The organism is Halegenticoccus soli (assembly GCF_002844195.1).
Taxonomy (GTDB): domain Archaea; phylum Halobacteriota; class Halobacteria; order Halobacteriales; family Haloferacaceae; genus Halegenticoccus; species Halegenticoccus soli.
In genome coordinates this window covers 127,891-150,888 of the sequence record NZ_PEND01000004.1, presented here as the reverse complement: position 1 = coordinate 150,888, position 22,998 = coordinate 127,891, and the positions used below count along the sequence as shown (strand labels likewise).

The window sequence follows — 22,998 nt, the reverse complement described above, 5'->3', positions numbered from 1 at the left end:
CGGCCGCTCGGCTCTCAGTCGCCGCGGCGCGGCCTGACGACGTCGGCCAGCGCGACCGCCGTCCCGAGCAACCACCCCGACGGGACCGCGATGCCGAACCACATCGCGACGTACGCGACCCCCTCCAGCGTGAAGCGCCCGCGCAGGAACGCGCTCACCCCGGCGACGGCGAGCACGTTGTCGAGCAGCCAGACGGCGAGCGTGTAGCTTCCGGGGAGGACGACGGCCGCGACGGCGGGCGAGTAGAGCGCGGCGACGACCGGCGGGAGAAACAGCGCCGTGACCCCGGCGGGGTACGCCAGGAGGACGCTCGTGGCGCGGCCGCCGACGCGGTCGAAAAAGACGGTCAGCGCCGCGGCGGCGGTCGCCGCCAGGCTCGCGGCGAGCACGGCGACGAACCCGTCGAAGGAGAGTCGCAGGTGCGCGACGGCGGTGAGCGCGCCCCAGAGCAGGAGCGACAGGAGGACCGCGCCGGCGACGCCGAGGCGCGCTCCGGCGGTTCCGAGCCGCCGGGCGTGAAACCGCGCCGCGAAGCCGAACAGAAGCAGCGGGTAGCCCGCCGCCACGAGCGGGACGCCCAGCGCCGCCCAGCCCGCGTAGGAGATCCGCTGAGTCGCCGTCGTCGGCCGCCACTTGCCGAGGATCCGCCCGGCGTCGAGCTGCCGCGGGAAGGCGAGTTCCATCCACGCGTCGTGTAACCGCGCGAGATCGATCCTGATCGCGCCGAGAAATCCCGGTCGAGTCGGTATTCCCATCTAACGTGAATGTTACGTTACCTGATGTAAATGTGTGGTTCTCGCGGGAAAAGCGTCCGGATGCGTACCGTCGCCGACGGTTCCGACCGTTCGCGGACGGTACACTCGGCTCGCTGACGGGACGTCCCGAGGATCGCCGGGAGTCGCCGACCGGTCGGCTCGCCGTTCGGTGCGGGGTTACGGCCTCACCACGGCGCGAAACCCGGGTCGACGCGGCGGTCGGTCCGGCCGATCGCGTCGATCTTCGCCACGTCCTCCTCGTCGAGGTCGAGCGCGAGCGACTCCCAGTTGTCGCGGATGTGCTCCTCGCCGGAGGCCTTCGGGATCGCCGTGACGCCCTTCTCGCGGAGCCACGCGAGGCTCACCTGCGCCTCGCTCGCGCCGTGCTTCTCCGCCACCTCGGAGAGTTCGGGCACGTCGAACACCTCCCCGCGGGCGAGCGGCGAGTACGCGACGACCTCGACGCCGTGCTCGGCGCAGGCCGACCGGATCCCCTCCTGCGGGAGCAGCGGGTGGAGCTCGACCTGGTTGGCGAAGATCGGCGCGTCGGCGATCTCGACCGCCTCCTCGACGTGCTCCGGTTGGAAGTTGCTGACGCCGACGCGCTCTATCAGCCCCTCGTCGTACAGCTCGTCGAACGCCGCGAGCGTCCCCTCGGGGTCGTACGTCCGCGACGGCCAGTGGACGTACAGCAGGTCGACGGAGTCGACGCCGAGCCTGTCGAGGCTCGCTTTCGTCGTCTCGATCACGTCGTCGTGCGCCAGGTTGTCGATCCAGACCTTCGTCGCGAGGAACACGTCCTCGCGGGGCACGTCGGCCCGTTCGATGCCGTCGCCCACGGCCTCCTCGTTGCCGTAGGCCTGCGCCGTGTCGACGTGTCGGTAGCCGGTCTCCAGGGCGGTCGCCACCGCCGTCGAACACGCGTCCGGGTCGTCGTTCTGCCACGTGCCGAGGCCGAGCATCGGCATGCCGTTCGCGACCGGACAGTCGTCGCTGGTCGGCGGCTGCTGCTGAGACATTGCACGGACGTTCGGGCGGGAGACGAAAAGGGGTTGCGCCCGGGGAACGGGCTGCCGGGAGGCGCGAGGGGAGGGCGGTCGACCCCGGCCGGCCGCGGTTCTCAGTACTTCGGGTCCGCGCCGGAGATGGCGTACACCTCGTCCATGATCGCGTCGCGGCCCTCCCGCCAGGCGTCGAACCCCCTCGGCGAGGCGGGGTAGGCGTTGTACTGGTCGCGGATCTCGCCCGCCTTCTTTTGGACCCGATAGAGCTCGTACAGCTCGTCCCAGTGGCCGAACGTCTTCACGAGCGTCTTCAGCTTCAGCCCGAGGCTCATCGAGGAGGTGCCGGTCCGGCCGATCGCGTCGACGAGCTGTTGGCCGGGGATCGACGAGACGATGTCGACGAGTTCGTCGACCTCGTGGGCGCCGCCCCAGATGTTGTACAGGTCGATCGCGGCGAAGCTCTTGCCGAAGGAGGTCATCACCCGCCGGTTGTACTCCCACAGCGACTCCTCGCTCACGTCGCCGTCGCTTATCGCCTCCACCGCCCGCTTGGCCGCCCAGTGGGCCGACTTCGCGGCGCCGGGGATCCCGCCGCCGGTGGTGGGGTTGACGTGGCCGGCGGCGTCGCCCGCGGCCAGAAAGCCCGGCGCGACCGCGGAATCGTACGGCCGCCGCGTCGGCAGCGCCGCCCCCAGCTTGTCCGTCACCTTCGCCCCCGCGAACTCCGCGCGGTCGCGGATGTCGCGCTTGAGCACCTCGACGAGCTTCATCGGCTCCTTGTTCATCTGGAAGCCGAGCCCCACGTTGATCTCGGTCGGAGAGCGGGGGAAGTACCACAGGTAGCCGAGCTCCTCGGTCGGCTTGAACACGATGGCGTCGTCCCACTCGACGGGATCGTCCACCTCGACGATCTCGCGGTAGGCGGAGCAGAACTGCGAGTACGAGACGTTCGTGTCGAACGTCGATCCGGAGAAGTCGATCCGGTCCTGGAGGATGGAGAGCGCGCCCGCGCCGTCGATGGTGACCGCGGCGTCGTACTCGACGACCTCGCCCCTGCGCTTGCCGCGGACGCCCGTCACCCGACCGTCGTCGTCCTGCGTCACGTCCTGGACCACCGTGTCGTAGTGGATCTCCGCGCCCAGCCGCTCGGCCTCCTCGAGGATCACCTCGCCGTAGCGCTTGCGGTCGATCACCGCGCCCGTGGCGCCGCCGAAGGGGATTTCGAGCGTCTCGCCCCGCGGGTTCTCGAACACCGCGCGGCGGATGTTTCTGTTCGTGAACGACTCGTCTTTCAGGTAGTCGAGGTCGATCACGTCGGGGAAGGTGCTCTTTCCCTTGATCGCGTCGCCGCAGGCGATGTGGCCGGCCTCGTCGCGGCTCTTGCGCTCCAGGAGGACCGTCTCCGCGCCCTCCCGCGCCGCCGTGGCGGCCGCGAACGCGCCGGCCGTCCCCCCGCCGACGACGACGATGTCGTACGAGTGCGTCCGTCGGCCGCCTGCACCCGGCCTACCGCTGTCGGACGGATCCGCTGCCATGTTATCCCAGATTGTCATCGCCGTCATAAAAAAGGACTGTATCCGTCGGCGCACAGATCCTCCGGCGGACAGCGTTTTACCGGCCGATGCCGTATCGGGGAGCGGAGGACACGATGGCGCTGCTCACGCCCGAGAACACGAACGCCCTCGCCCACCGCGTCGCCGGGGACTCGCTCGTGTACGAGTGCCCGAACTGCGAGTACGGGGAAGTGCTCCTCACGGATCTCATCGAAGCGCCGGACGCGCGGTGTCCGGACTGCGGGACGCGGTACCACCTCTACGTCGAGGAGGTGTGAAGGGTCGGACGCCGGAAACGCCGTACTCAGCGCCGAAATACTCGACGCCGCGCGAGCGTGCCCTCGCAGCGGGGAAACCGAACGTCAAACGTCTTTGACGCCGCCGCACTGTGTATGGAAATCAGCCCGATCGGCCCCTTCGACGGATAAAATAAAAACCGGTTCACGACAACTAGGAGTTTCGAACTCGTGGGTTGTCAGCCCGCTCGATCGCCCATCGATGAAAAGCTCCGCGTCGTACGTTCCCCGTTCGAGAACGTGGGTCTCCAACGCGGTCTCTCCCGACCGAAGCCGGTATCGCTTTTCGAAGGCTCCCGCATCATCAGTTCCGCGAACGACGACCCTGACCGAGTGATCTTTGTCAGACCTATTCAGCACCCACAACGAGACTTTTTCCCCGAACACCTGGGTACAGCCAGAACAGGCTACCACCCCGGGAACGAGGAGTTTCAACGCCGCCCGTCGCGGGACGTCCCGTTCGGAATTCCCCGTCTGAGTCACAGTAGTCTCCCGTCAGTTCGTTTGTCTTATATCCGTTCGTGCTCTTTTAACTGGTCGTCTCACCCGATTCTGTGCACCTTCTCGTAAACGACCGTTTCGCTCTCCAGCAATGTAACGGCGAACGAGACCGCCGCGGTGAAATTCGCTATCGCGATCCGTCCGACGCGTGAACCGCCGTTCCGAGACAAACATCCGGGTAACAAGCAACCACCAATACCCGCGGTGAGAAACACGCGCCGGATCACAGTACCACCTGTTACTACGAGCACATTTTAAAACACTGACGCAGTTCGAACCCAGACGCCTGATCGGATTGCGAGCCATCAGGTCCGCGGGCGCGGAACAGATTCAGAGTCGACGAACCGGCGCGACGACCAGCGCAAACACGACCGGGTGCGTCGATATTCTGGGATACCGTTACGAAGGTGGTGGAAGCAATCAGCTCGTTTCCGACCGCGAGCGAGTCCCGCAGGGACGAGCGAGCGGCCTTTTTGGTCGAGCGTTTTGCGCCGAGCGGTGCGCGAAGCGCACCCGAGGCGGAAAACGGTCGTTCAGTAGAACTCGCGGACGAGATCCATGGCGTCCTCGGGCGCGCCGTCGGGGATCTCGGCCATGTTCTCCGTGAGGCCGTGCTGCTGTTCGTACGACACGGACTCCTCGTCCTGGTAGATGACCCCCATGTACTCCTTCGAGGCGTCGAGGATCTTCTCCTTGGCGGCGTCGAAGTCCGTCGGGTCGTGGTCGGTGTCCGCGAGGTCGACCAGGCTGTCGCGGAAGTAGTCGTACGTGTCAACGTCGTTGAACGTCACGCAGGGGCTGAACACGTTGACGAAGCCGAAGCCGTCGTGCTCGATGGCCTGCTGGACGATCTCCTGGTGGCGCAGCGCGTCCGAGGAGAACGACTGGGCGATGAACGTCGCGCCCGCCGCGAGCGCGAGCGCCATCGGGTTGACCGGCGGCTGCTTCGGCCCCTCGGGCGTCGTCGAGGTCTGGAAGTCCTCGCGGCTCGTCGGCGAGGCCTGCCCCTTCGTGAGGCCGTAGATGCGGTTGTCCATGACGACGTACGTCATGTCGACGTTCCGGCGGACGGCGTGGACGAAGTGGCCCGCGCCGATCGAGTAGCCGTCGCCGTCGCCGCCCGCGACCATCACTTCGAGGTCGGGGCGGGCCATCTTCACGCCCGCGCCGACCGGGAGCGCGCGGCCGTGGACGCCGTGCAGGGCGTACGAGTGCATGTACGTCCCGATCTTGCCGGAACAGCCGATCCCGGCGACGACGAACGTGTTGTCCGGGTCGTTGCCCGTCTCGGCGAGCGCTTTCATCATGCCGTTCATCGTGCCGAAGTCGCCGCACCCCGGGCACCACGTCGGCTGCTTGTCGGATTTGAAGTCGGTGAATCGAACCTGAGAACTCATGCTGTGACCTCCTCCTGGCGGAGGGTTTTCTCGATCTGAGATGCGAGTTCGTCGGCCTTAAACCGCACGCCATCGTACTTGTTCACCCGCTTGACGCGCCGCAGCGCGTCGCGTTCGAGCAGGTCGGCGAACTGCCCCGTGTTGTTGCACTCGACGACGATCACCTGGTCCGCGTCGTTGATCTCCTCGGAGAGGTCCGGCCGCGGGAAGATGTACGGGACGGAGATGAACCGCACGTCGACGCCCTCCTCGTCGAGGTACTCCATCGCCTCGACCATCGCGCCCTCGTTGGACCCCCAGGAGATGACGAGGTTCCCGGATTCGGAGTTCCCGAACTCGCGGTAGTCCCAGTCCTCGCGCTCCTGTGCGGTCTGCACCTTCCGGTTGCGCTTGTCGACCTGCTCGACGCGCATGTCTGTGTCCTCCGTCCGCCGGCCGAGTTCGTCGTGTTCGAGGCCGGTGGACATGTGCGCGCCGCCGTCGACGCCGGGGAACGCGCGGGGGCTGATGCCGTCCTCGGTCAGCGCGTGCGGCTTGAACTGCCCCTTCTCGTTCTGCCACTCGCCGATGGAGTCGCCGTCGACGACCAGCCCGCGGTCGATCTCGACCCGCTCCATGTCGAACGCCTCCGGCGGGAACGTCTGCTCCGTGACGGCGAGCGCGAGGTCGGCAGCAACGTACACCGGCAGCTGGTACTTCTCTGCGAGGTTGAACGCCTCGACCGTCTTCCAGAAGCACTCGGAGACGGTCGTCGGCGCGACGACGAACCGCGGCACCTCGCCGTGGCCGCCGTACAGCAGCTGGTTCAGGTCGCCCTGCTCCTGCTTGGTCGGCATCCCCGTGGAGGGACCCGAGCGCATCACGTCGACGATGACGAGCGGCGTCTCGCTCGTCGCCACCAGGCCGAACGTCTCGGTCATGAGGTCGATGCCCGGCCCCGACGTGGCCGTCATCGAGCGCGCGCCCGCGCGGGCGGCTCCGAGCGCGAGGTTGATCGCGGCGAGTTCGTCCTCGGCCTGGACGACGTGGCCCCCGTACCGCTCGATGCGGCCGGTCAGGTACTCCATGACGTTCGTCGCGGGCGTGATCGGATAGCCCGCGTAGAAGCGGCAGCCCGCGGCGAGCGCACCCATGCCGATCGCCTCGTCGCCGTTGAGGAGGACGTAGTCGTTGTCGGTGGTTTCGAGGTCGTAGTCGTAGTCGTGGTCGTAGTTCTCGGCGACGTAGTCGCGGCCCTTTCGCGCCGCCTCCTTGTTGTTGTCGACGAGCTTCTGCCCCTTGCTGCCGAAGCGCTTCTCCAGCGCGCTGTCGAGGTTCTCGATGGGGAAGTTCGACACTTCGCAGGCGGCCCCGAGCGCGACGACGTTGCGCATGATGGCCCCGCCGGCCTCCTCGGCGAGGCTCTTGAGGGGAACGTCCAGCCCGATCATCCCCTCGGGGATCTCGACGTCCTGCATCGTGGTGCGCTCACCGTCGTAGATGATGACGCTGCCCTCGTGCAGTTCGTCCAGGTTCTCGTCGATGGTGCGCTGCGTGAGCGCGATGAGAACGTCGAGGCGGTCCACGACGCTTTGGACGGGGTCGACTGACGTGCGGACCTTGTACGCGGTGTACCCGCCGCGGATGCGCGACGCGAAGTCCTTCGAGGTAAACACGTGGCGTCCAGCCCTGGAAAGCGCCTGAGCGAAAATTTTCCCTGTGGAGTCGATACCATCGCCGGCTTCGCCGCCGATGGCCCAGTTGAAGTCCGCAGGCATGCTGACTTGGAGGTACCCGTGGCCCGGTCAAAAGCCTTCTGAAAGGAGTGATCGTCCCTCGATCGCCCGCCCGACGGGGGCGCGGTCGCGGGGCTCCGGAACCGGTCGAGTCGCGGCGTAGAACCGCGGATAATGACTGGCCCGAAACATGTCGGGAGATAGATTTAAGTGGAACTCTCGAATTGGGGGGAGCACCGGAGAGGGGAACCAGGGAGGGAAAGTGCATGTTATGTATCAGCTGCGGGCTGGAGGCGGGGTACAACCGCGTCGTCGTCGAGCTCACGAGCGGGGTGGAACTGGGAGGGTTCTGCCGCTCCTGTGAGATCGCCGAGTTCGGACGGAGCCTCGAACGGGGGCACTGGTCGCTGAACGAGGGGTGCGCCCTCTGCGGCCGCGACGGTCACTTCGCGCTGCCGCGGTGGGAGGCGACGGCGACGTACCGCGGCGACGACGTGGTCGGCTCCGTCGAGTACCACATCACCGACAGGACGCTGACGCTGTGCGACGAGCACCTCCACCGGATCAGATCCGGGACGGAGGACGCCCGCCGCCGCGCGGCCGCGGAGGACCCGGTATGACCGGGCGGCCGCCCCGGCTCGCCGACGTCAGAAAGCACGCGCGGTGGATGGCCCACCCGGACGACCGGATCCTCGAGTACCTCTGCCTGCGGGGGCCGCGCCGGCTCTTTCCGCTCCACCGGGAACTCGCCGAGGTGGCGACCGAAATGGACTACCCGCGCGTCTACCTCGAAGCGCGGCTGGAGCGGCTGACGGGCCACGGTCTGCTCGACAGGCGACCCGACGGTAACTACGAGATCACCGACGCGGGACGGGCGTACCTCGCCGGCGAACTCGACGCCGGGGAGCTTCGCCGGGTCGACGCGGGGGACGACCGCGAGGAGCGGAGCGGCGGCGGAGCCGGAACGCCGACGGACGACCGCGAGGAATCCGTCGGCGGGGATCGGTCGGTCGACGTCGTCTGACCCGGCCGTCGAGCCGAAAAGGAAAGGGTCGTCCCGGCCCTCGGAGCCGAACGACATGGAAGCTACCGTCACCGTCACCGCGGTTCGGTCCGTCGGACCGGACACCGTCGCCATCGACCTGGAGTCGCCGGAGGGATTCGACGCGCGGCCCGGACAGTTCGTCAAGCTCTCCGCGACCGTGGAGGGCGAGGAGTACTCGCGCTTCTACACGATCTCTTCGCCCGACGCCTCCGGGACGTTCGAAGTCACCGTCGGGATCGACCCCGAGGAGGCTGGGCCGTTCAGCGAGCACCTCGTGAACCTCTCGGCGGGGGACGAGCTGTCGATGGCCGGCCCGTACGGGTCCGACTACTACGAGGGCGAAGCGCGCGTCGTCGTGCTCGCCGGCGGGCCGGGGATCGGGCCGGCGGTCGGCATCGGCGAGCGGGCGGTCGCCGACGGCCGGGAGGTCGCGGTCGTCTACAAGGACGACGCGCCGGCTCACGAGGGGAGGCTCGACGCGCTCTCGGAGGCGGGCGCGACGGTCGTCGTCACCGACGGCCCCGTCGCCGAGGCCGTCGAGGACGCGCTCACCGGGGCGGACGGAGAGCAGGTGTTCGTCTACGGGTTCGCCGACTTCGTCGACGAGGCGACCGACGCGCTGGAGGCGGCGGGCGCGGACGCGGACGAGGCGAAAGTGGAGAACTTCGGCTGAGGATCGGCGCGTCCGCCAGATAGTTTCTAGTTTATTAAATTCTAAATTAATTACGAGTATCGACACCGTTTTCCACGCTCGAACGCAACTCCGGACGAAAGACCGCAGGCCGCGTCGCCGGTTCTTCGCGCCGAACGAGCCGATCGAGGCGAAACCGACCCCCACGACCCAACCACCTGAATGCAATGAGCGAAACACCCCAGAGGACGGACCCAGCGGCGGAACAGCCGGAGGTCGAACAGCGGCGAGCGGGCGTCGACGCCGATCGCATCGCGGCGCTGCTCGGCGATCTCGTGATCGGTCGCGAAGAGCACGTGAACGCGCCGGGGTTCGTGATTCGTCCCAGCGACGTCCAGGACGCGCTGTTCCGCCTGCGCGACGAGGCCGGCTTCGACTTCCTCTCCTGCGTGACCGCCCAGGAGTACGAGACGCACTACGAGTCGATCTACCACCTCAAGAAGTACGCCGACCCGACCCAGGAAGTGAGCGTCGTCGTCCCGACCGACAAGGAAAACCCCGTGAGCCAGTCGGCCGAACCCGTGTATCGCACGGCCGACTGGCACGAGCGCGAGGCGTACGATCTGGTGGGAATCAAATACGAGGGCCACCCGGACCTCCGGCGGATCCTCCTGCCCGAAACCTGGCAGGGCCATCCGCTCTCGCTCGACTACGATCAGGGCCGCCCCCAGGTCGTCACGCTCACGGAGCACAAGAACCCGGTCGAGGACATGGCTCCCGGGCCGCGGGAGGGATACGGCGACCCCGACGCCGACACGATGTTCATCAACATCGGCCCGCACCACCCCGCGACCCACGGCGTGCTCCACCTGGAAGTGACGCTCGACGGCGAGCAGGTCGTCAACGTCAACCCCGACATCGGCTACCTGCACCGGTGCGAAGAGCAGATGGCCCAGCAGGGCACCTACCGCTACCAGATCATCCCGTACTCCAACCGCTGGGACTACACGGCCAACCTCCCGAACGAGTGGGCGGTCGCCCGCGCCATCGAGGACCTCACGGACATCGACGTGCCCGAGTACGCGGACGTCCTCCGGACGATGTCGGTCGAACTCGGCCGGATGCTCGGCCACTTCCTCGCCGTGGGGACGTTCGCGCTGGACGTGTACGGCGACTTCACCGCGATCTTCATGTACGCGATACGCGACCGCGAGAAGGTCCAGAACATCCTCGAGGATCTCACCGGTCAGCGGATGATGTTCTACTACTTCCGGCTCGGTGGCGTCGTCTGGGACGTCCCCGAACCCAGGGAGGAGTTCTTCGAGAAGGTCCGCGGCTTCCTCGACGACCTGCCGGAGGCGCTCGAGGAGTACCACGACCTCATCACCGGCAACGAGATCCTCCAGGCGCGCACCGTCGACACGGGCGTGCTCCCGCCGGACGTCGCCAAGCAGTACGGCTGCACCGGCCCGGTCGCGAGAGCGTCGGGGATCGACTACGACCTGCGGCGGGACGATCCGTACGGGTACTACGACGAGCTCGACTGGGACGTGGCCGTCGAGGACGGCTGCGACAACTTCGCGCGGCTGCTCGTCCGCCTCCGCGAGGTCGAGGAGTCGGCGAAGATCATCGACCAGTGCGTCGACCTGCTCGAAGACTGGCCCGAGGACGAGCGCACCATCCAGTCGAACGTGCCCCGGACGCTCCGGCCCGACGACGACAAAGAGATCTACCGGGCGGTGGAGTCGGCGAAGGGCGAACTCGGGATCTACATCCGCGCCGATGGGTCGCCCAGCCCCCGGCGGTTCAAGATCCGCGCGGCGTGCTTCAACAACCTCCATTCGCTCGGAGAGATGGCCAACGGCGAGTACGTTCCGGACCTCATCGCGGCGCTCGGAAGTCTCGACATCGTGCTCGGATCCGTCGACCGGTGAGCGCGGGACCGGAGCGCACCGCCACCGGTCGTTGGACGGGCGCTCCGAGCACCCGTCCCGGAACCCGAATCCTTAATGAATAGTCCGGCAAAAATCCGGACATGTACGACGAGGACGATCTCGCCGAGATCCGGAGCGCCCGGGAGGAGTGGGAGGCGGAGACCCGCGACCCCGTACGGGACCGCTACGGCGAGCGAAAGGAGCGCTTCGCCACCGTCTCGAACCTCGAAGTGAAGGACCTCTACACCCCGGAGGACGTGGCGGACCTCGATTACGCGGCCGACATCGGGTTCCCCGGCGAGGAGCCCTACACGCGCGGGGTGTACCCCACGATGTACCGGGGGCGCACGTGGACGATGCGGCAGTTCGCGGGCTTCGGCACGGCCGAGGAGACGAACGAGCGCTTCAAGTACCTCATCGAGAACGGCCAGACCGGCCTGTCGACGGCGTTCGACATGCCGAGCCTGATGGGCAAGGACTCGGACGACCCGCTGTCGGACGGGGAGGTCGGCACGGAGGGCGTCGCGGTCGACACCCTGCGCGACATGGAGATCCTCTTCGACGGCATCGACATCGGGGAGGTGACGACGAGCTTCACGATCAACCCGAGCGCGCCCGTGATCTACGCGATGTACGTCGCGCTCGCGGACCGGCGCGGCGTCCCGCGCGAGCGGATCGGCGGCACCCTCCAGAACGACATGCTCAAGGAGTTCATCGCGCAGAAGGAGTGGGTGATCCCGCCCGAGCCGTCCCTGCACCTCGTCACCGACACGGTCGAGTTCGCCGCCGAGGAGACGCCGCGGTTCCGACCCATCTCGATCTCCGGGTACCACATCCGCGAGGCCGGCTCGACGGCGGTGCAGGAGCTGGCGTTCACCCTCGCCGACGGCTTCGCCTACGTCGAGGACGCCGTGGAGCGCGGACTCGACGTTGACGAGTTCGCCCCCCAGCTGTCCTTTTTCTTCAACTCGCACAACTCCATCTTCGAGGAGGTGGCGAAGTTCCGGGCGGGCCGGCGGATCTACGCCCGCGTCATGCGCGACTGGTACGGCGCGGAGGACGACCGCTCGAAGCAGCTGAAGTTCCACACCCAGACCGCCGGTCAGTCCCTCACGGCCCAGCAGCCGCTCAACAACATCGTCCGCGTGACGATCCAGGCGCTGGCGGGCGTCCTCGGCGGGACGCAGAGCCTCCACACGAACAGCTTCGACGAGGCGCTGGCGCTCCCCTCGGAGGAGGCGGTCCGGGTCGCCCTCCGGACGCAGCAGATCATCGCCGAGGAGTCCGGCGCGGCCGACAGCATCGACCCGCTCGCGGGGAGCTTCATGATCGAGGCGCTGACGGACGAGGTCGAAGAGGAGACGATGGCCTACATCGAGGAGATCAGGGAGATGGGCGACGGCTCGGTCCGCGACGGCGTCCTCCGCGGCATCGACGAGGGCTACTTCCACCGCGAGATCCAGGAGGCCTCCTACGAGTACCAGGAGCGCGTCGAGGAGGGCGAGGAGGTCGTCGTCGGCGTCAACAAGTACGAGATGGACGAGGACACCCGACCCGAGACCCTCCACGTCGACGACGAGGTCCAGGAGCGCCAGCTCGCGCGGCTCGAATCGGTCAAGGAAGAGCGCGACGACGACGCCGTCGAGGCGGCGCTCGAAGACCTCCGGGGGGCGATCGAGGCGGGCGAGAACGTCATGCCCTACCTCGTCGACGCCGTGAAGGTGTACGCGACGATGGGCGAGATCATGCGCGTGTTCGAGGAGAAGTACGGGGCGTACCAGGAGAAGATCGGATTGGCCTGAACGGCCCGCCGCCGTGAAGGTCGGACTGGTCTGAGCGGCATACCGCCGCCGTGAAGGTCGGGCAGGCCCGGGTTACTGCCCCTTCGTCGGGCTGACTCCCCGCTGGAGGCGTGAGGCGTGGGCGACGCCGAGCGCCGCCAGCGCGAGCGCCGCGGCGGCGAACTGCACCGCCAGCGCCGGCGCGTAGAGCGCGGCCAGGGCGAGCGCCAGGTATCCGAGACGGTGCGGCGCGGCGACGTCGGCCCGGCCGTCGTAGCCGGTCGCGGCGACGACGAGCGCGACGACGCCGACGGAGACGACGGCGAGCGAGAGGAGCGTTCCGGGGAGCGTCCAGGTGACGAGCGCGGGGTTGGCGACGAGCGCGAAGGGGATGAAGAAGCCGGGCGCGCCGACCCGGAGCGCCTGCTTGCCCGTCCGCAGGAAGTCGGCGTCGGCGATGCGGGCTCCGACGGCCACGGCGACGGCGACGGGCGGCGTGATCGCCGACAGCATCGCGAAGTAGAAGACGAACAGGTGCGCGACGAGGTCGGACACCCCGATCTCGATCAGGCCCGGCGCGACGAGGACGACGACGAGGATGTACGCCGCCGGGGTCGGCATCCCGAGCCCGAACAGGATGCTCAGGAGCATCGCCATGAGGAGCACCGCGAGGAGGACGCCGCCCGCGAGCCCCACCATGCGGAAGCTGACTTTCTGTGCGAGCCCCGTCTGGGTGAGCATGCTGATGATGACGCCCATCGCCGCCAGCACGCCGACGAGCGGGGCCATGTCCACCGCGCCCTCCCTGAAGCCGGCGAGCGTCCGCTCCGTGGTGTTCCGGAGCGTCGACGGGGACGCGCCCTCGGCGTACAGGTCCCTGACGTACGCCGTCGCCACCATCGTCGCCGTCGCGTACAGGCCGGCGCTGAGCGGCGTCAGCCGGAGCGCGACGAGGGCGTACACGAGGACCGCGAGGGGGACGGCGAAGTGGATCCCGCCCAGCAGGACCGACGAGTCGAACGATCCCGTCCGCTCCGAGGTCCAGCCGAACTTGAGCACGACGAACTGCACCGCGAGGCCGACGCTGAAATAAAACAGCAGGGCCGGGAGGAGCCCCGCCTGGATGATCCGCACGTAGGGGACCTGCAGGATGTCCGCCATGAGGAACGCCGCGACGCCCATGACGGGGGGCATCATCTGCCCGCCGCTGGAGGCGACCGACTCGATGGCGGCCGCGAAGTCGTCGCGGACGCCCTGCCGCTTCATCATCGGGATGGTGAAGCTGCCGGTGGTGGCGGTGTTCGCGGCCGCGCTGCCGGTGATCGACCCCATGGCCATGCTGGCGATCACCGCCACCTGCACCACCCCCGACCGGAGCTTGTTGCCGACCTCCCCGCCCACGTCGAGGACGTAATCCAGCGCGCCGTAGGTCTTCGCGATCCCGGCGAACATGATGAACACGGCGACCCAGGTCGTCCCCACGCCGAGGATGAAGCCGTACGCCCCGGTGAGGCCGATCGCGCCGTACCGGGCGACCTCGGTCCACTCCATCCCCGTGTGTCCGAGGAAGCCGGGGAGCCACGGCCCGGCGACGGCGTAGAGGACAGCGAGGAGCACGACGCCGGCGATCGACGCGCCGTAGGCCCGCCGGGTCGCGTCGGTCACCAGCGCGACGACGACCGCGCCGACGAGGAAGTCGAGGTCGGTGAACCCCATCACCGGGGCGTCGTACTGGAGCCGCTGGAATTCGAACTCGACGTAGGCCGCCGCCCCGACGGCCGCGGCGGCCGACAGGAGGCAGACCGCGGCGTTCGCCGATCCGAACGCCGATCCGAGTCGCGTCCCCAACCGTTCCTGGACAGTGTCGGGGGGCGGCGCGGTCGATCCCCCCAAACCGTCGCCGTACCGCAGGTTCGACGCCTCGACGAGGTAAAACAGCGCGAGCCCCGCGCCGAGAAAGAGGTTCGAGTGTCGGAGCCGGACGAACGGGCGGCCGTACGCGTAGTAGAGCGTGTACGCGGTGAGGGCGACGGCGACGGCGGAGATCGTCCAGCGCAGGAGGCGCTCGCCCGGGTGGTGGGAGTCGCTCATGGCGGGCTCCGCGCCGGTTACTCCTTCCCCCGCGTGAACTCGTCCGACCACGCGCCCTGCTCCTCGTAGAAGTCGGCCGCGGCCGGGTGGAACGGGATCCCCTCGTAGGCGTTCTGCAGCCAGAACTCGACGTCCGCGAGGTTCTTCAACAGCGCGTGGTTCTCGCCGAGCGCCTCGCGATGCTCGTACATCGTCGAGAGGAGCGCGTAGACGGCGTCGTAGTCGAGGTCGTTCCGGACGACGAAGTTGTACGCGAGCGAGGGCGACCGGAGCGTCTCCGGCGCGTACGCGTACCCGTCGAACGCCGACGTGTCGACGTCGGTGATGAGGAGCGCCGGATCGTCTCTCAGCTCTCCGACGGCGTCGTCGGGGAAGTCGAGGAGCCGCAGGTCGACGGTCCCCTTCATCTCCTGGAGCCAGCCGGGCTCGACGGAGAAGTTGACGAAGGTGCCGGCCCCGACGTCCAGGCGGCCCTCGTTCATCGCGCTGGCCTGCGCGCCGTAGTCGATGCTGATCCGCCGGTAGTCCTCGGTGACGTACCCGAGGGCGTGTTCCAGCATCTCGGCCGTCCCCGAGCCGCGGGGCGTCGGCGAGACCCGGCTGTCGCCGCCGATGTCCGTGACGGTCTCCCACCCCTCGTTCGCCGTGCAGAGGAACCACCCGAGGTCGTAGAGGTGGAACACCTGGTTCGGCGCGAACGAGAGGTTCTCGAAGGGGGCCTCCTTCTCGCGGAGCTTGTTCGCGGTCCAGTTCTGGATGTACGCGATCTGGATCTCACCCCGGTCGAGCTCGCCGACGTTGACGTTCGTCCCCTCGCTCGGGCGCGCGTCGACGCGGACCTCGTCGGCGTTCTCGTTGACCACGGCGGCGATGCCCTGGCTCATGGCGTACGCGGCGGTCGTCTCCGAAGCCGTCTTCATCACCACGTCGGTCGAGCCGCCGGAGCCGTTCGACCCGCTTCCGCCCGTCCCCTCTCCGAGACATCCTGTCACCGCCAGCGCGCCGAGCCCCGCGCCCGTCGACCGAAGGAGCGCGCGTCGCCCAACGTGACTGTCGTTCTCACGCATGCATCGTCGTTTACCGCCAGTAGCAATAATACCTTTCCCCCTAACACCGGTAATTCTACAGATCAAATTGGAAACGTTGGTCAGAGCATCTCGGCCGACGGATCCGCTCGGACGGACGAGTCTACCCGGACGGGAGGGTACCGGGCGCGAGTGCCGAAATGGTCGCGTCGACCTCGTCCGGCGTCGCCGCCCGGGGAAACGACACGGAGACGGCGTCGACGCCGTCGACGGCGGCGAACCGGTCGAGCGCGTCGCGGACGTCCTCGGGCGTCCCGGCCGCCGCGAACGCGTCGAGGAGCGCGTCGTCGACCGCGGCCGTCGCGGCGTCGCGCTCGCCGCCCGCCCACCGGTCGTGGATCTCGCGGGCCGCGTCCCCGTGCCCCTGCCGGGCGAGCGAATCGCGGTAGAACGTCCCCATCCCGCCGATGTAGAACGCGAGGTGCCCCCGGACGAGGTCGCGGGCGCGCTCGCCGTCGTCGAGCGCACAGCACGTCACCGAGAGCGTCGTTCGCAGCTCCGCCGGATCGCGGCCGCCGAGTTCGGCTCCGCGCCGGAGGTCGCCGAGGCGCTCGCCCAGCCCGTCGCGGTCGAGGAGCAGCGCGTGCCAGCCGTCGGCGAAGCGGCCGGCGAGTTCGACCGCCTTCGGCCCCATGCCCGCGACGTCGATCGGCGGCCGCTCGGCCGGCGGGTCGCAGCGGAGCCTGAACCCCGAGAGGTCGAACAGCTCGCCGTCGTACTCCACGACCTCGCCCGACAGCACCCGGCGCACGATCTCGACCGTCTCCCGGGTCCGCCGCAGCGGTCGGTCGAACGACGCGCCGTGCCAGCGCTCGATAACGGCCGGGCCGCTCGGCCCGAGCCCCAGCCGGAACCGACCGGCGGAGACCTCCTGCAGCGTCGCCGCCGTCTGGCCGAGGAGCGCCGGCGATCGCGAGTAGACGGGGAGGATGCTCGCGCCGATCCCGATTCGGTCGGTCTCGCGGGCGATGCTCGACAGCGTCGTCACGGCGTCCCGCCCCCACGTCTCGGGGAGCCACGCGCGGTCGTACCCGAGCCGCTCGGCGCGCCGCGCCTGCTCGACGAGCGTCTCGACGCTCGACTGGGCCGCCACCGGGAGGGAGACGTCGGTCGCGGCGCCGGTCATCGATCGAGGCTCCGGGAACCGGTCGTGGGTCGACGGTCGGGGCGGCCGGTCGGTCGGCGCGAGGTGGGGTCCATTGGTGATTCCCTTCGGGGCTCGGCGCCGCCGATATTAAACCTGTCCGCGGTCGAGCCCCCGGCGAACGGGGAATCGGGCGGGTTCGGCGGTTCCCGGCGAGCGTCGGCCCGGCGGGCGGATCGCCCACGGCGCGCTCGCGTTCTCGACCCTGACGGGACTCGCGTGGCGGGCCCGGGGGACCAGCGACGACGTCGTCGCGTTCTACGGCGTCGACCGCCTGCGCTTCCGCGCGCCGGTCTTCGTCGGCGACACGCTGCCGGCCGAGCTGACCGCGACCGAGAAGACGCCGCGGGACCACCCGACCGCGAGCGGCGTCGTTCGGTACGAGGCGGAGCTGACGCGGGCGGACGGGACGGCCGTCCGCTCCTGCGAACTGCTCTCGCTCCTCCGGTGAGCGATCGGAATGGCGGCCGCCCGGAAGCGTCGTCCGTCGATCACCACGCCGCGCCCGCAACCGGTATGTGGGTCGCCCGCGACCGTCCGGTGACGCGATGTCGACCGATCCCCGATTCGACGTCCCCCTCCGCGGGGTCGACGTCGACCCCCGGACTCGGTGCGCCCACTACCGCACGGAGCGGGACGTCGTCGCCGTCCGGTTCCCCTGCTGCGGCGTCTACTACCCCTGCTTCGAGTGCCACGAGGCGCTCGCGGACCACGAGCCCGAGCGGTGGCGACTCGACGAGCGCGACCGCCGGGCCGTGCTGTGCGGGGCGTGCGGCGCGACGCTCAGCGTGCGGGAGTACCTGACGGCGGATCACCGCTGCCCCCGGTGCTCGGTGGCGTTCAACCCGGGGTGCGACGCGCACGCCCACCTGTACTTCGAAACCGAAACCGACGGCCCGGACGGGTGACGGGGGGTCCCCTCCGGGGCGCGCCTACGACTCCTCGTACAGCCGCTCGAACATCGCCGGGTCCGTCCGGAACTTCAGCACGTTGTGGATGACCGAGTTGCGGATGTTCGAGACGACCCTCCCGTGCTCCTTGTAGAACTCGTGGATCCACCGCGACTCCTGCTCGCGGTCGCGGAACATCATCACCGACTTCCACTGGTAGTCGCCCGAGGAGAGGAAGTAAAAGAGGGTGTGCTCGTCGTCGCGGATGTGCTCCATGGCCGCGCGCCACCCCTCCTCGAAGTGCTCGGGGTTGAACTTGAACTCGAACAGGCCGAAGATGTAGTACTCCTCGTTCGGGATGATCGCCTCGCGGAAGACCCCCCGATCGCGCATCTTCCGGATCGTCTCGCTGACGGTGACGTGGGAGACGTCGATGTCGTACTTCTCGGCGAGGATCGAGGCCAGCTCCCGCGAGGTGACCTGGGGGTTCGCCGCCAGCTCGCGGAGGATGATCGCGTCGCGCTGCTTGAACGACCACTCCGGCGCGTCGTCACCCGTCATGGCGGTGGCTGCTCCCTCCGCAGCCGAGTGCTTTTCGGTCGGGGGAACCGGTTCCCGCGGCCGGAAGCGAGGCGACCTGCGAGCGGGGGAGGCGGCTCCGGGACCGGCGGTGGTGGCTCCGCGGGCGGCGGGAGGGCCGCGTGCGGGAGGACCGGAACGGACCGCACCGACGGAGCCCGCGTGGCCGACGAGACGGACGGCGAAGCACGGACCCTCAGAGGACCCGGTCGGCGATGATGTTCTTCTGGATCTCGCTCGTCCCCTCGTAGATCTTCGTGATGCGGGCGTCGCGGAAAAACCGCTCGACGGGGTGGTCCGTGACGTACCCCGCGCCGCCGTGGACCTGGATCGCCTCGTCGGCGACCTCGACCGACCGCTCGCTGGCGAACAGCTTCGCCATGCTGGCGTACTTCGCCGCCTCCCGTTCGTCGCCGTCCTCGACGTGGGTCGCCGCCCGGTATGTCAAAGACCGCGCGGCCTCGACGTTCGTCGCCATCTCGGCGATCTTGTGGCCGATCGCCTGGTACTCCTTGATGAGCTGTCCCCCCTGCTCGCGCTCGTTCGCGTACTCGACGGCGGCGTCGAGTGCGCCCTGCGCCGCGCCGACCGCCTGCGCCGCCACGCTGACGCGCCCGTCGGCGAAGAAGTTCATCAGCTGGTAGAAGCCCCTGTCGACCTCCCCGATGACGTTCTCGTCCTCGACGCGCACGCCGTCGAGGACGATCTCGGCGAGGTCCGACGCGCGGATGCCGAGCTTGTTGTCGATCTTCGTCGCTTCGAACCCCTCGGCGTCGGTCGGGACGAGGAAGGCGGTGATCCCCCGGTGGCCGGCCCCGGGGTCGGTCTTCGCCATCACGACCGCCACGTCGGCCACGGTGCCGTTCGTGATCCACATCTTGGTGCCGTCCAGGATCCACTCGTCGCCGTCGCGTTCGGCGCGCGTCTCGATGCCGGCGACGTTCGACCCGTGGGCCGGCTCGGAGATGCACGAGCACGTCGCCGCCTCGCCCGAGGCGACCTTCGGCAGCCACTCCTCCTTCATCCACTCGTCGCCGAACTTCCGGATCATGCTCGTGCCGAACCCGCGGCTCCCGATCGCGCTCCCGATGCCGGAGTCGGCCCGCCACAGCTCCTCCGTGACGACGATGCCGGACAGCAGATCCATCCCCGCGCCGCCGTACTCCTCGGGGATGGTCGGCGCGACCAGGTCGTACCGCGCCGCCTTTCGAACGAGGTCGTGGGGGTACCGCTTCGCCTCGTCGTGCTCGCGGGCGACCGGTTCGATCTCGTTTCGTCCGAACTTGCGGACCGCGTCGCGGATCGCCCGCCGTTCGTCCGATAGCTGGAATCCCATGTTCGAGTTCTGTTTTCCACTGTAAAATAAGTTCGCTCGTTCTCTACCTTCGTTAAACCCCGGTGGAATCATGTGCCCGTGGAATGAGTTATCGTAACATGCGGGCCGCGATACTGAAAGCGTACGGCGAACCGCTCGAAATCGAAGAGGTCGACGCGCCGGAGCCGAGTCCCGACGGGGCCGTCGTCGAGGTGGAGGCGTGCGGCATCTGTCGGAGCGACTGGCACGGGTGGCGGGGCGACTGGGACTGGGTCGGGGCGAAACCCCCGCTCGGGCAGATCCTCGGCCACGAGCCCGCCGGCAAAGTGGTCGCCGTCGGCGACGAGGTGACGCGCGTGAGCGAGGGCGACCGGGTCGCCGTCCCGTTCAACCTGAGCGACGGAACGTGTCCGGAGTGTCGCACCGGTCACTCGAACGTGTGCGAGAACGTCGTTCCGCTGGGGTTCGCCGAGGCCGCGCCCGGCGCCTTCGCCGGGGAGGTCCACGTCCCCGTCGCCGACCAGAACGCGGTCGCGCTCCCCGACGGCGTGGACTCGGTCGACATGGCCGGCCTGGGATGTCGGTTCATGACCGCCTTCCACGCGCTGGCGCACCGGGCGGACCTCGACCCCGGCGACTGGATCGCCGTCCACGGCTGCGGCGGGGTGGGGCTCTCGGCCGTCCACATCGCCGACGCGCTCGGGGCGAACGTCGTCGCCGTCGACCTGACCGACGAGAAGCTCGACGAGGCGGTCGAGCTGGGGGCCGACGAGACGATCAACGCGGCGGAAGCGGACGACGTTCCGGGGGCGGTTCGGGCGCTCGCCGACGGCGGCGCGGACGTGTCGGTCGACGCGCTCGGGATCGCGGAGACGTGCCGGAACTCGATTCTGAGCCTCGGCCGCCGCGGCCAGCACGTCCAGATCGGGCTGACGACCCAGGAGGAGGAGGGAACCGTCGCGCTCCCCACCGACGCGATGGTGATGCAGGAGATCGAGTTCGTCGGCTCGTTCGGCATGCAGCCGACCCGGTACGACGAGATCTTCCGGATGGTCGAGCGGGGGAAACTCGACCCCGGCGCGGTGGTGTCCGAGACGGTGTCGCTCGACGACGTGCCCGATCGGCTCGCCGCGATGGACGACTTCGGAACCGTCGGGATCCCGGTGGTCGACGAGTTCTAGAGGGGGCCGTCCGACCTCGACCGACGAACCGGAAAAACGCTACCCGGCAGACAATTCGTCGGCGGTTGGAATAGGTTTATCATGCACGATTTGGATGGTTAACACGAGTTATGTCAGAAGGTGACGCGGAACTGGAAGCACGGCTGGCAGAGCAGGAAGCCTTCGAGCCCCCCGAGGAGTTCGTCGCCCAGGCGAACGTCACCGACGAGGGCATCTACGAGGAGTTCGAGGAGAACTGGCCCGACTGCTGGGAGCGCGCGGCCGACCTCCTGGACTGGTACGAGGAGTACGATCAGGTGCTGGACGACGGCGACGCGCCGTTCTACGAGTGGTTCACGGGCGGGACGCTCAACGCGTCGTACAACTGCGTCGACCGCCACATCGAGGACGGTCGCGGCGACGAGGTGGCGATCGAGTGGGTCGGCGAACTCGGCGACACGCGGACGTACACGTTCGAGGACCTCAGGACCGAGGTGAACGAGTTCGCCGCGGCGCTCAGGGAGCTCGGCGTCGAGGAGGACGACGTGGTCACGATGTACCTGCCCATGATCCCGGAGCTGCCGATCGCGATGCTGGCGTGCGCGCGGATCGGCGCGCCCCACAGCGTCGTCTTCGCCGGGTTCTCCGCGGAGGCGCTGGCGACGCGGATGAAGTCCGCCGACTCGTCGTACCTCGTCACCTGCGACGGCTACTACCGCCGCGGCGACGCGCTCGACCACCTCTCGAAGGCCAACGAGGGGCTGGACGACGTCGACCGCGACGTGACGACGGTGGTCGTCGACCGCCTCGGCGAGGAGGGCTTCGGCCACGACCTCGGCGAGAACCAGCACGACTACGCCGAACTCGTCTCCGAGCAGGAGGGCGCGACGGTCGAACCGGTCGAACGGGACGCCGAGGATATGCTGTTTCTCATGTACACCTCGGGCACCACCGGTCAGCCGAAGGGCGTGAAGCACACGACGGCGGGCTATCTCGCCTACACGGCGTGGACCTCGCACGCCGTGCTCGACGTCAAGCCGGAGGACACCTACTGGTGCGCCGCCGACATCGGGTGGATCACGGGCCATTCGTACATCGTCTACGGGCCGCTCGCGCTCGGCACGACCTCGCTCATGTACGAGGGCACGCCCGACTATCCCGAGCGCGACCGCCTCTGGGAGATCGTCGAGGACTACGGGGTGGACGTCTTCTACACGGCCCCGACGGCGATCAGGGCGTTCATGAAGTGGGGGAGCCAGTTCCCGGAGAAGCGCGACCTCTCCAGCCTCCGCCTGCTCGGCACCGTCGGCGAGCCGATCAACCCCCGCGCCTGGAAGTGGTACTACAAGTACATCGGCGGCGAGGAGTGCCCCATCGTCGACACGTGGTGGCAGACCGAGACGGGCGGCATGATGGTGACGACGCTGCCCGCGATCAACACGATGAAGCCCGGCTCCGCCGGCCCGCCGCTGCCCGGCATCGACGCCCGCGTCGTGAACGCCGCGGGCGAGGAGGTCGAGGCCGGTAACGCCGGCTACCTGACCGTCAACAGGCCGTGGCCGGGGATGCTCCGGACGCTGTACAACAACGACGAGCGGTTCATCAACGAGTACTGGCAGGAGTACTCCGACCCCGACGCCGACGAGTGGGTGTACTTCCCCGAGGACGGGGCGAAGATCGACGAGGACGGCTACATCACCATCCTGGGCCGCGTCGACGACGTGATCAACGTCTCCGGGCACCGCCTCGGCACGATGGAGATCGAGAGCGCCATCGTCGGCGTCGAGGGCGTCGCGGAGGCGGCGGTCGTCGGCGGCACGCACGACGTGAAGGGCGAGGCGGTCTACGCCTACGTGATCCTCGAGGAGGGGTACGACGAGAGCGACGAGATGCGCGGGCGCATCGTCGAGGGCGTCGAGGACGCCATCGGACCGATCGCCCGCCCCGAGCAGGTCGTCTTCACGCCCGAGCTGCCGAAGACCCGCTCCGGGAAGATCATGCGCCGCCTCTTAGAGGAGATCGCCAACGGCGAGGAGCTCGGCGACACGACGACCCTCCGGAACCCCGAGGTCGTCGAGGACATCCAGGCGAAGGTCCAGGGCGACTAAGGCGGGGGCGGACG

General features: G+C 68.6%; 21 protein-coding genes. 10 read left to right on the top strand and 11 right to left on the bottom strand.

From position 1 onward, the window contains the following. Positions 1 to 14 precede the first annotated feature (14 nt). The 3 genes from CNO20_RS11915 to CNO20_RS11905 form a co-directional block, all read right to left on the bottom strand. Positions 15 to 755: a hypothetical protein gene (locus CNO20_RS11915; RefSeq protein ID WP_101296352.1), complete on the bottom strand. Its 741-nt coding sequence runs from the start codon at positions 753 to 755 to the stop codon at positions 15 to 17. A gap of 185 nt (positions 756 to 940) precedes the next feature. Next, entirely contained in the window at positions 941 to 1,774 is an 834-nt protein-coding gene (locus CNO20_RS11910; protein WP_101296351.1) for an aldo/keto reductase, read from the bottom strand. A gap of 101 nt (positions 1,775 to 1,875) precedes the next feature. Continuing rightward, positions 1,876 to 3,294 carry a geranylgeranyl reductase family protein gene (locus tag CNO20_RS11905; protein WP_101296350.1) on the bottom strand — a complete coding sequence of 473 codons (1,419 nt, stop codon included), beginning with the start codon at positions 3,292 to 3,294 and terminating at the stop codon, positions 1,876 to 1,878. Positions 3,295 to 3,407: 113 nt separating this feature from the next. Between CNO20_RS11905 and CNO20_RS11900 the strand changes: the two genes are divergently transcribed. After that, complete coding sequence (locus CNO20_RS11900; RefSeq protein WP_101296730.1) at positions 3,408 to 3,590, top strand: hypothetical protein; 183 nt, start codon at positions 3,408 to 3,410, stop codon at positions 3,588 to 3,590. Positions 3,591 to 3,674: 84 nt separating this feature from the next. Here the strand turns inward: CNO20_RS11900 and CNO20_RS22625 are convergent, their stop codons facing one another. From CNO20_RS22625 to CNO20_RS11890, 3 genes are all read right to left on the bottom strand, one after another. After that, positions 3,675 to 4,091 carry an Ig-like domain-containing protein gene (locus CNO20_RS22625; RefSeq protein ID WP_143423204.1) on the bottom strand — a complete coding sequence of 139 codons (417 nt, stop codon included), beginning with the start codon at positions 4,089 to 4,091 and terminating at the stop codon, positions 3,675 to 3,677. Between the two features lie 551 nt (positions 4,092 to 4,642). After that, positions 4,643 to 5,506: a 2-oxoacid:ferredoxin oxidoreductase subunit beta gene (locus CNO20_RS11895; RefSeq protein ID WP_101296349.1), complete on the bottom strand. Its 864-nt coding sequence runs from the start codon at positions 5,504 to 5,506 to the stop codon at positions 4,643 to 4,645. Next, entirely contained in the window at positions 5,503 to 7,263 is a 1,761-nt protein-coding gene (locus CNO20_RS11890) for a 2-oxoacid:acceptor oxidoreductase subunit alpha (RefSeq protein ID WP_101296348.1), read from the bottom strand. The genes CNO20_RS11895 and CNO20_RS11890 overlap by 4 nt, the downstream gene beginning before the upstream one ends. A 224-nt stretch (positions 7,264 to 7,487) precedes the next feature. Between CNO20_RS11890 and CNO20_RS11885 the strand changes: the two genes are divergently transcribed. From CNO20_RS11885 to CNO20_RS11865, 5 genes are all read left to right on the top strand, one after another. Beyond that, a complete protein-coding gene (locus tag CNO20_RS11885; protein ID WP_101296347.1) occupies positions 7,488 to 7,841 on the top strand; it encodes a hypothetical protein in 354 nt (117 codons plus the stop codon). After that, on the top strand, positions 7,838 to 8,245 hold the full coding sequence (locus CNO20_RS23390) for a hypothetical protein (protein WP_199174834.1): 408 nt from the start codon (positions 7,838 to 7,840) through the stop codon (positions 8,243 to 8,245). The genes CNO20_RS11885 and CNO20_RS23390 overlap by 4 nt, the downstream gene beginning before the upstream one ends. Before the next feature lie 55 nt (positions 8,246 to 8,300). Further along, a complete protein-coding gene (locus tag CNO20_RS11875; protein WP_101296346.1) occupies positions 8,301 to 8,939 on the top strand; it encodes an FAD-dependent oxidoreductase in 639 nt (212 codons plus the stop codon). A gap of 185 nt (positions 8,940 to 9,124) precedes the next feature. After that, positions 9,125 to 10,831, top strand: a complete 1,707-nt coding sequence (locus tag CNO20_RS11870) for an NADH-quinone oxidoreductase subunit D (RefSeq protein WP_101296345.1) — start codon at positions 9,125 to 9,127, stop codon at positions 10,829 to 10,831. Between the two features lie 101 nt (positions 10,832 to 10,932). Further along, complete coding sequence (locus CNO20_RS11865; protein WP_101296344.1) at positions 10,933 to 12,633, top strand: acyl-CoA mutase large subunit family protein; 1,701 nt, start codon at positions 10,933 to 10,935, stop codon at positions 12,631 to 12,633. 72 nt (positions 12,634 to 12,705) lie between these two features. Here CNO20_RS11865 and CNO20_RS11860 read toward each other — a convergent pair whose 3' ends face one another. The 3 genes from CNO20_RS11860 to CNO20_RS11850 form a co-directional block, all read right to left on the bottom strand. After that, positions 12,706 to 14,703, bottom strand: coding sequence for a TRAP transporter permease (locus tag CNO20_RS11860; RefSeq protein ID WP_101296343.1), 1,998 nt, complete (start codon positions 14,701 to 14,703; stop codon positions 12,706 to 12,708). Between the two features lie 17 nt (positions 14,704 to 14,720). Beyond that, complete coding sequence (locus CNO20_RS11855) at positions 14,721 to 15,770, bottom strand: TAXI family TRAP transporter solute-binding subunit (RefSeq protein WP_101296342.1); 1,050 nt, start codon at positions 15,768 to 15,770, stop codon at positions 14,721 to 14,723. Positions 15,771 to 15,891: 121 nt separating this feature from the next. Beyond that, on the bottom strand, positions 15,892 to 16,914 hold the full coding sequence (locus CNO20_RS11850) for a TIGR04024 family LLM class F420-dependent oxidoreductase (protein ID WP_101296341.1): 1,023 nt from the start codon (positions 16,912 to 16,914) through the stop codon (positions 15,892 to 15,894). A 193-nt stretch (positions 16,915 to 17,107) separates the two neighbouring features. Here CNO20_RS11850 and CNO20_RS24365 point away from each other — a divergent pair, with 193 nt between their 5' ends. Together CNO20_RS24365 and CNO20_RS11840 are read left to right on the top strand one after the other, a co-directional pair. Continuing rightward, positions 17,108 to 17,383, top strand: a complete 276-nt coding sequence (locus tag CNO20_RS24365) for a MaoC/PaaZ C-terminal domain-containing protein (RefSeq protein ID WP_101296729.1) — start codon at positions 17,108 to 17,110, stop codon at positions 17,381 to 17,383. 97 nt (positions 17,384 to 17,480) lie between these two features. Then, positions 17,481 to 17,840 (top strand): CHY zinc finger protein, encoded by a 360-nt coding sequence (locus CNO20_RS11840; protein ID WP_101296728.1) that lies wholly within the window; start codon positions 17,481 to 17,483, stop codon positions 17,838 to 17,840. Between the two features lie 24 nt (positions 17,841 to 17,864). Here the strand turns inward: CNO20_RS11840 and CNO20_RS11835 are convergent, their stop codons facing one another. Continuing rightward, entirely contained in the window at positions 17,865 to 18,383 is a 519-nt protein-coding gene (locus CNO20_RS11835) for an Lrp/AsnC family transcriptional regulator (protein WP_101296340.1), read from the bottom strand. Positions 18,384 to 18,597: 214 nt separating this feature from the next. Continuing rightward, positions 18,598 to 19,737: an acyl-CoA dehydrogenase family protein gene (locus CNO20_RS11830; RefSeq protein ID WP_101296339.1), complete on the bottom strand. Its 1,140-nt coding sequence runs from the start codon at positions 19,735 to 19,737 to the stop codon at positions 18,598 to 18,600. Positions 19,738 to 19,835: 98 nt separating this feature from the next. Here CNO20_RS11830 and CNO20_RS11825 point away from each other — a divergent pair, with 98 nt between their 5' ends. Both CNO20_RS11825 and acs read left to right on the top strand, forming a co-directional pair. After that, a complete protein-coding gene (locus CNO20_RS11825; protein ID WP_101296338.1) occupies positions 19,836 to 20,897 on the top strand; it encodes a zinc-dependent alcohol dehydrogenase family protein in 1,062 nt (353 codons plus the stop codon). Between the two features lie 110 nt (positions 20,898 to 21,007). After that, entirely contained in the window at positions 21,008 to 22,984 is a 1,977-nt protein-coding gene (gene acs / locus CNO20_RS11820; RefSeq protein ID WP_101296337.1) for an acetate--CoA ligase, read from the top strand. The last annotated feature ends 14 nt before the right edge of the window (positions 22,985 to 22,998 follow it).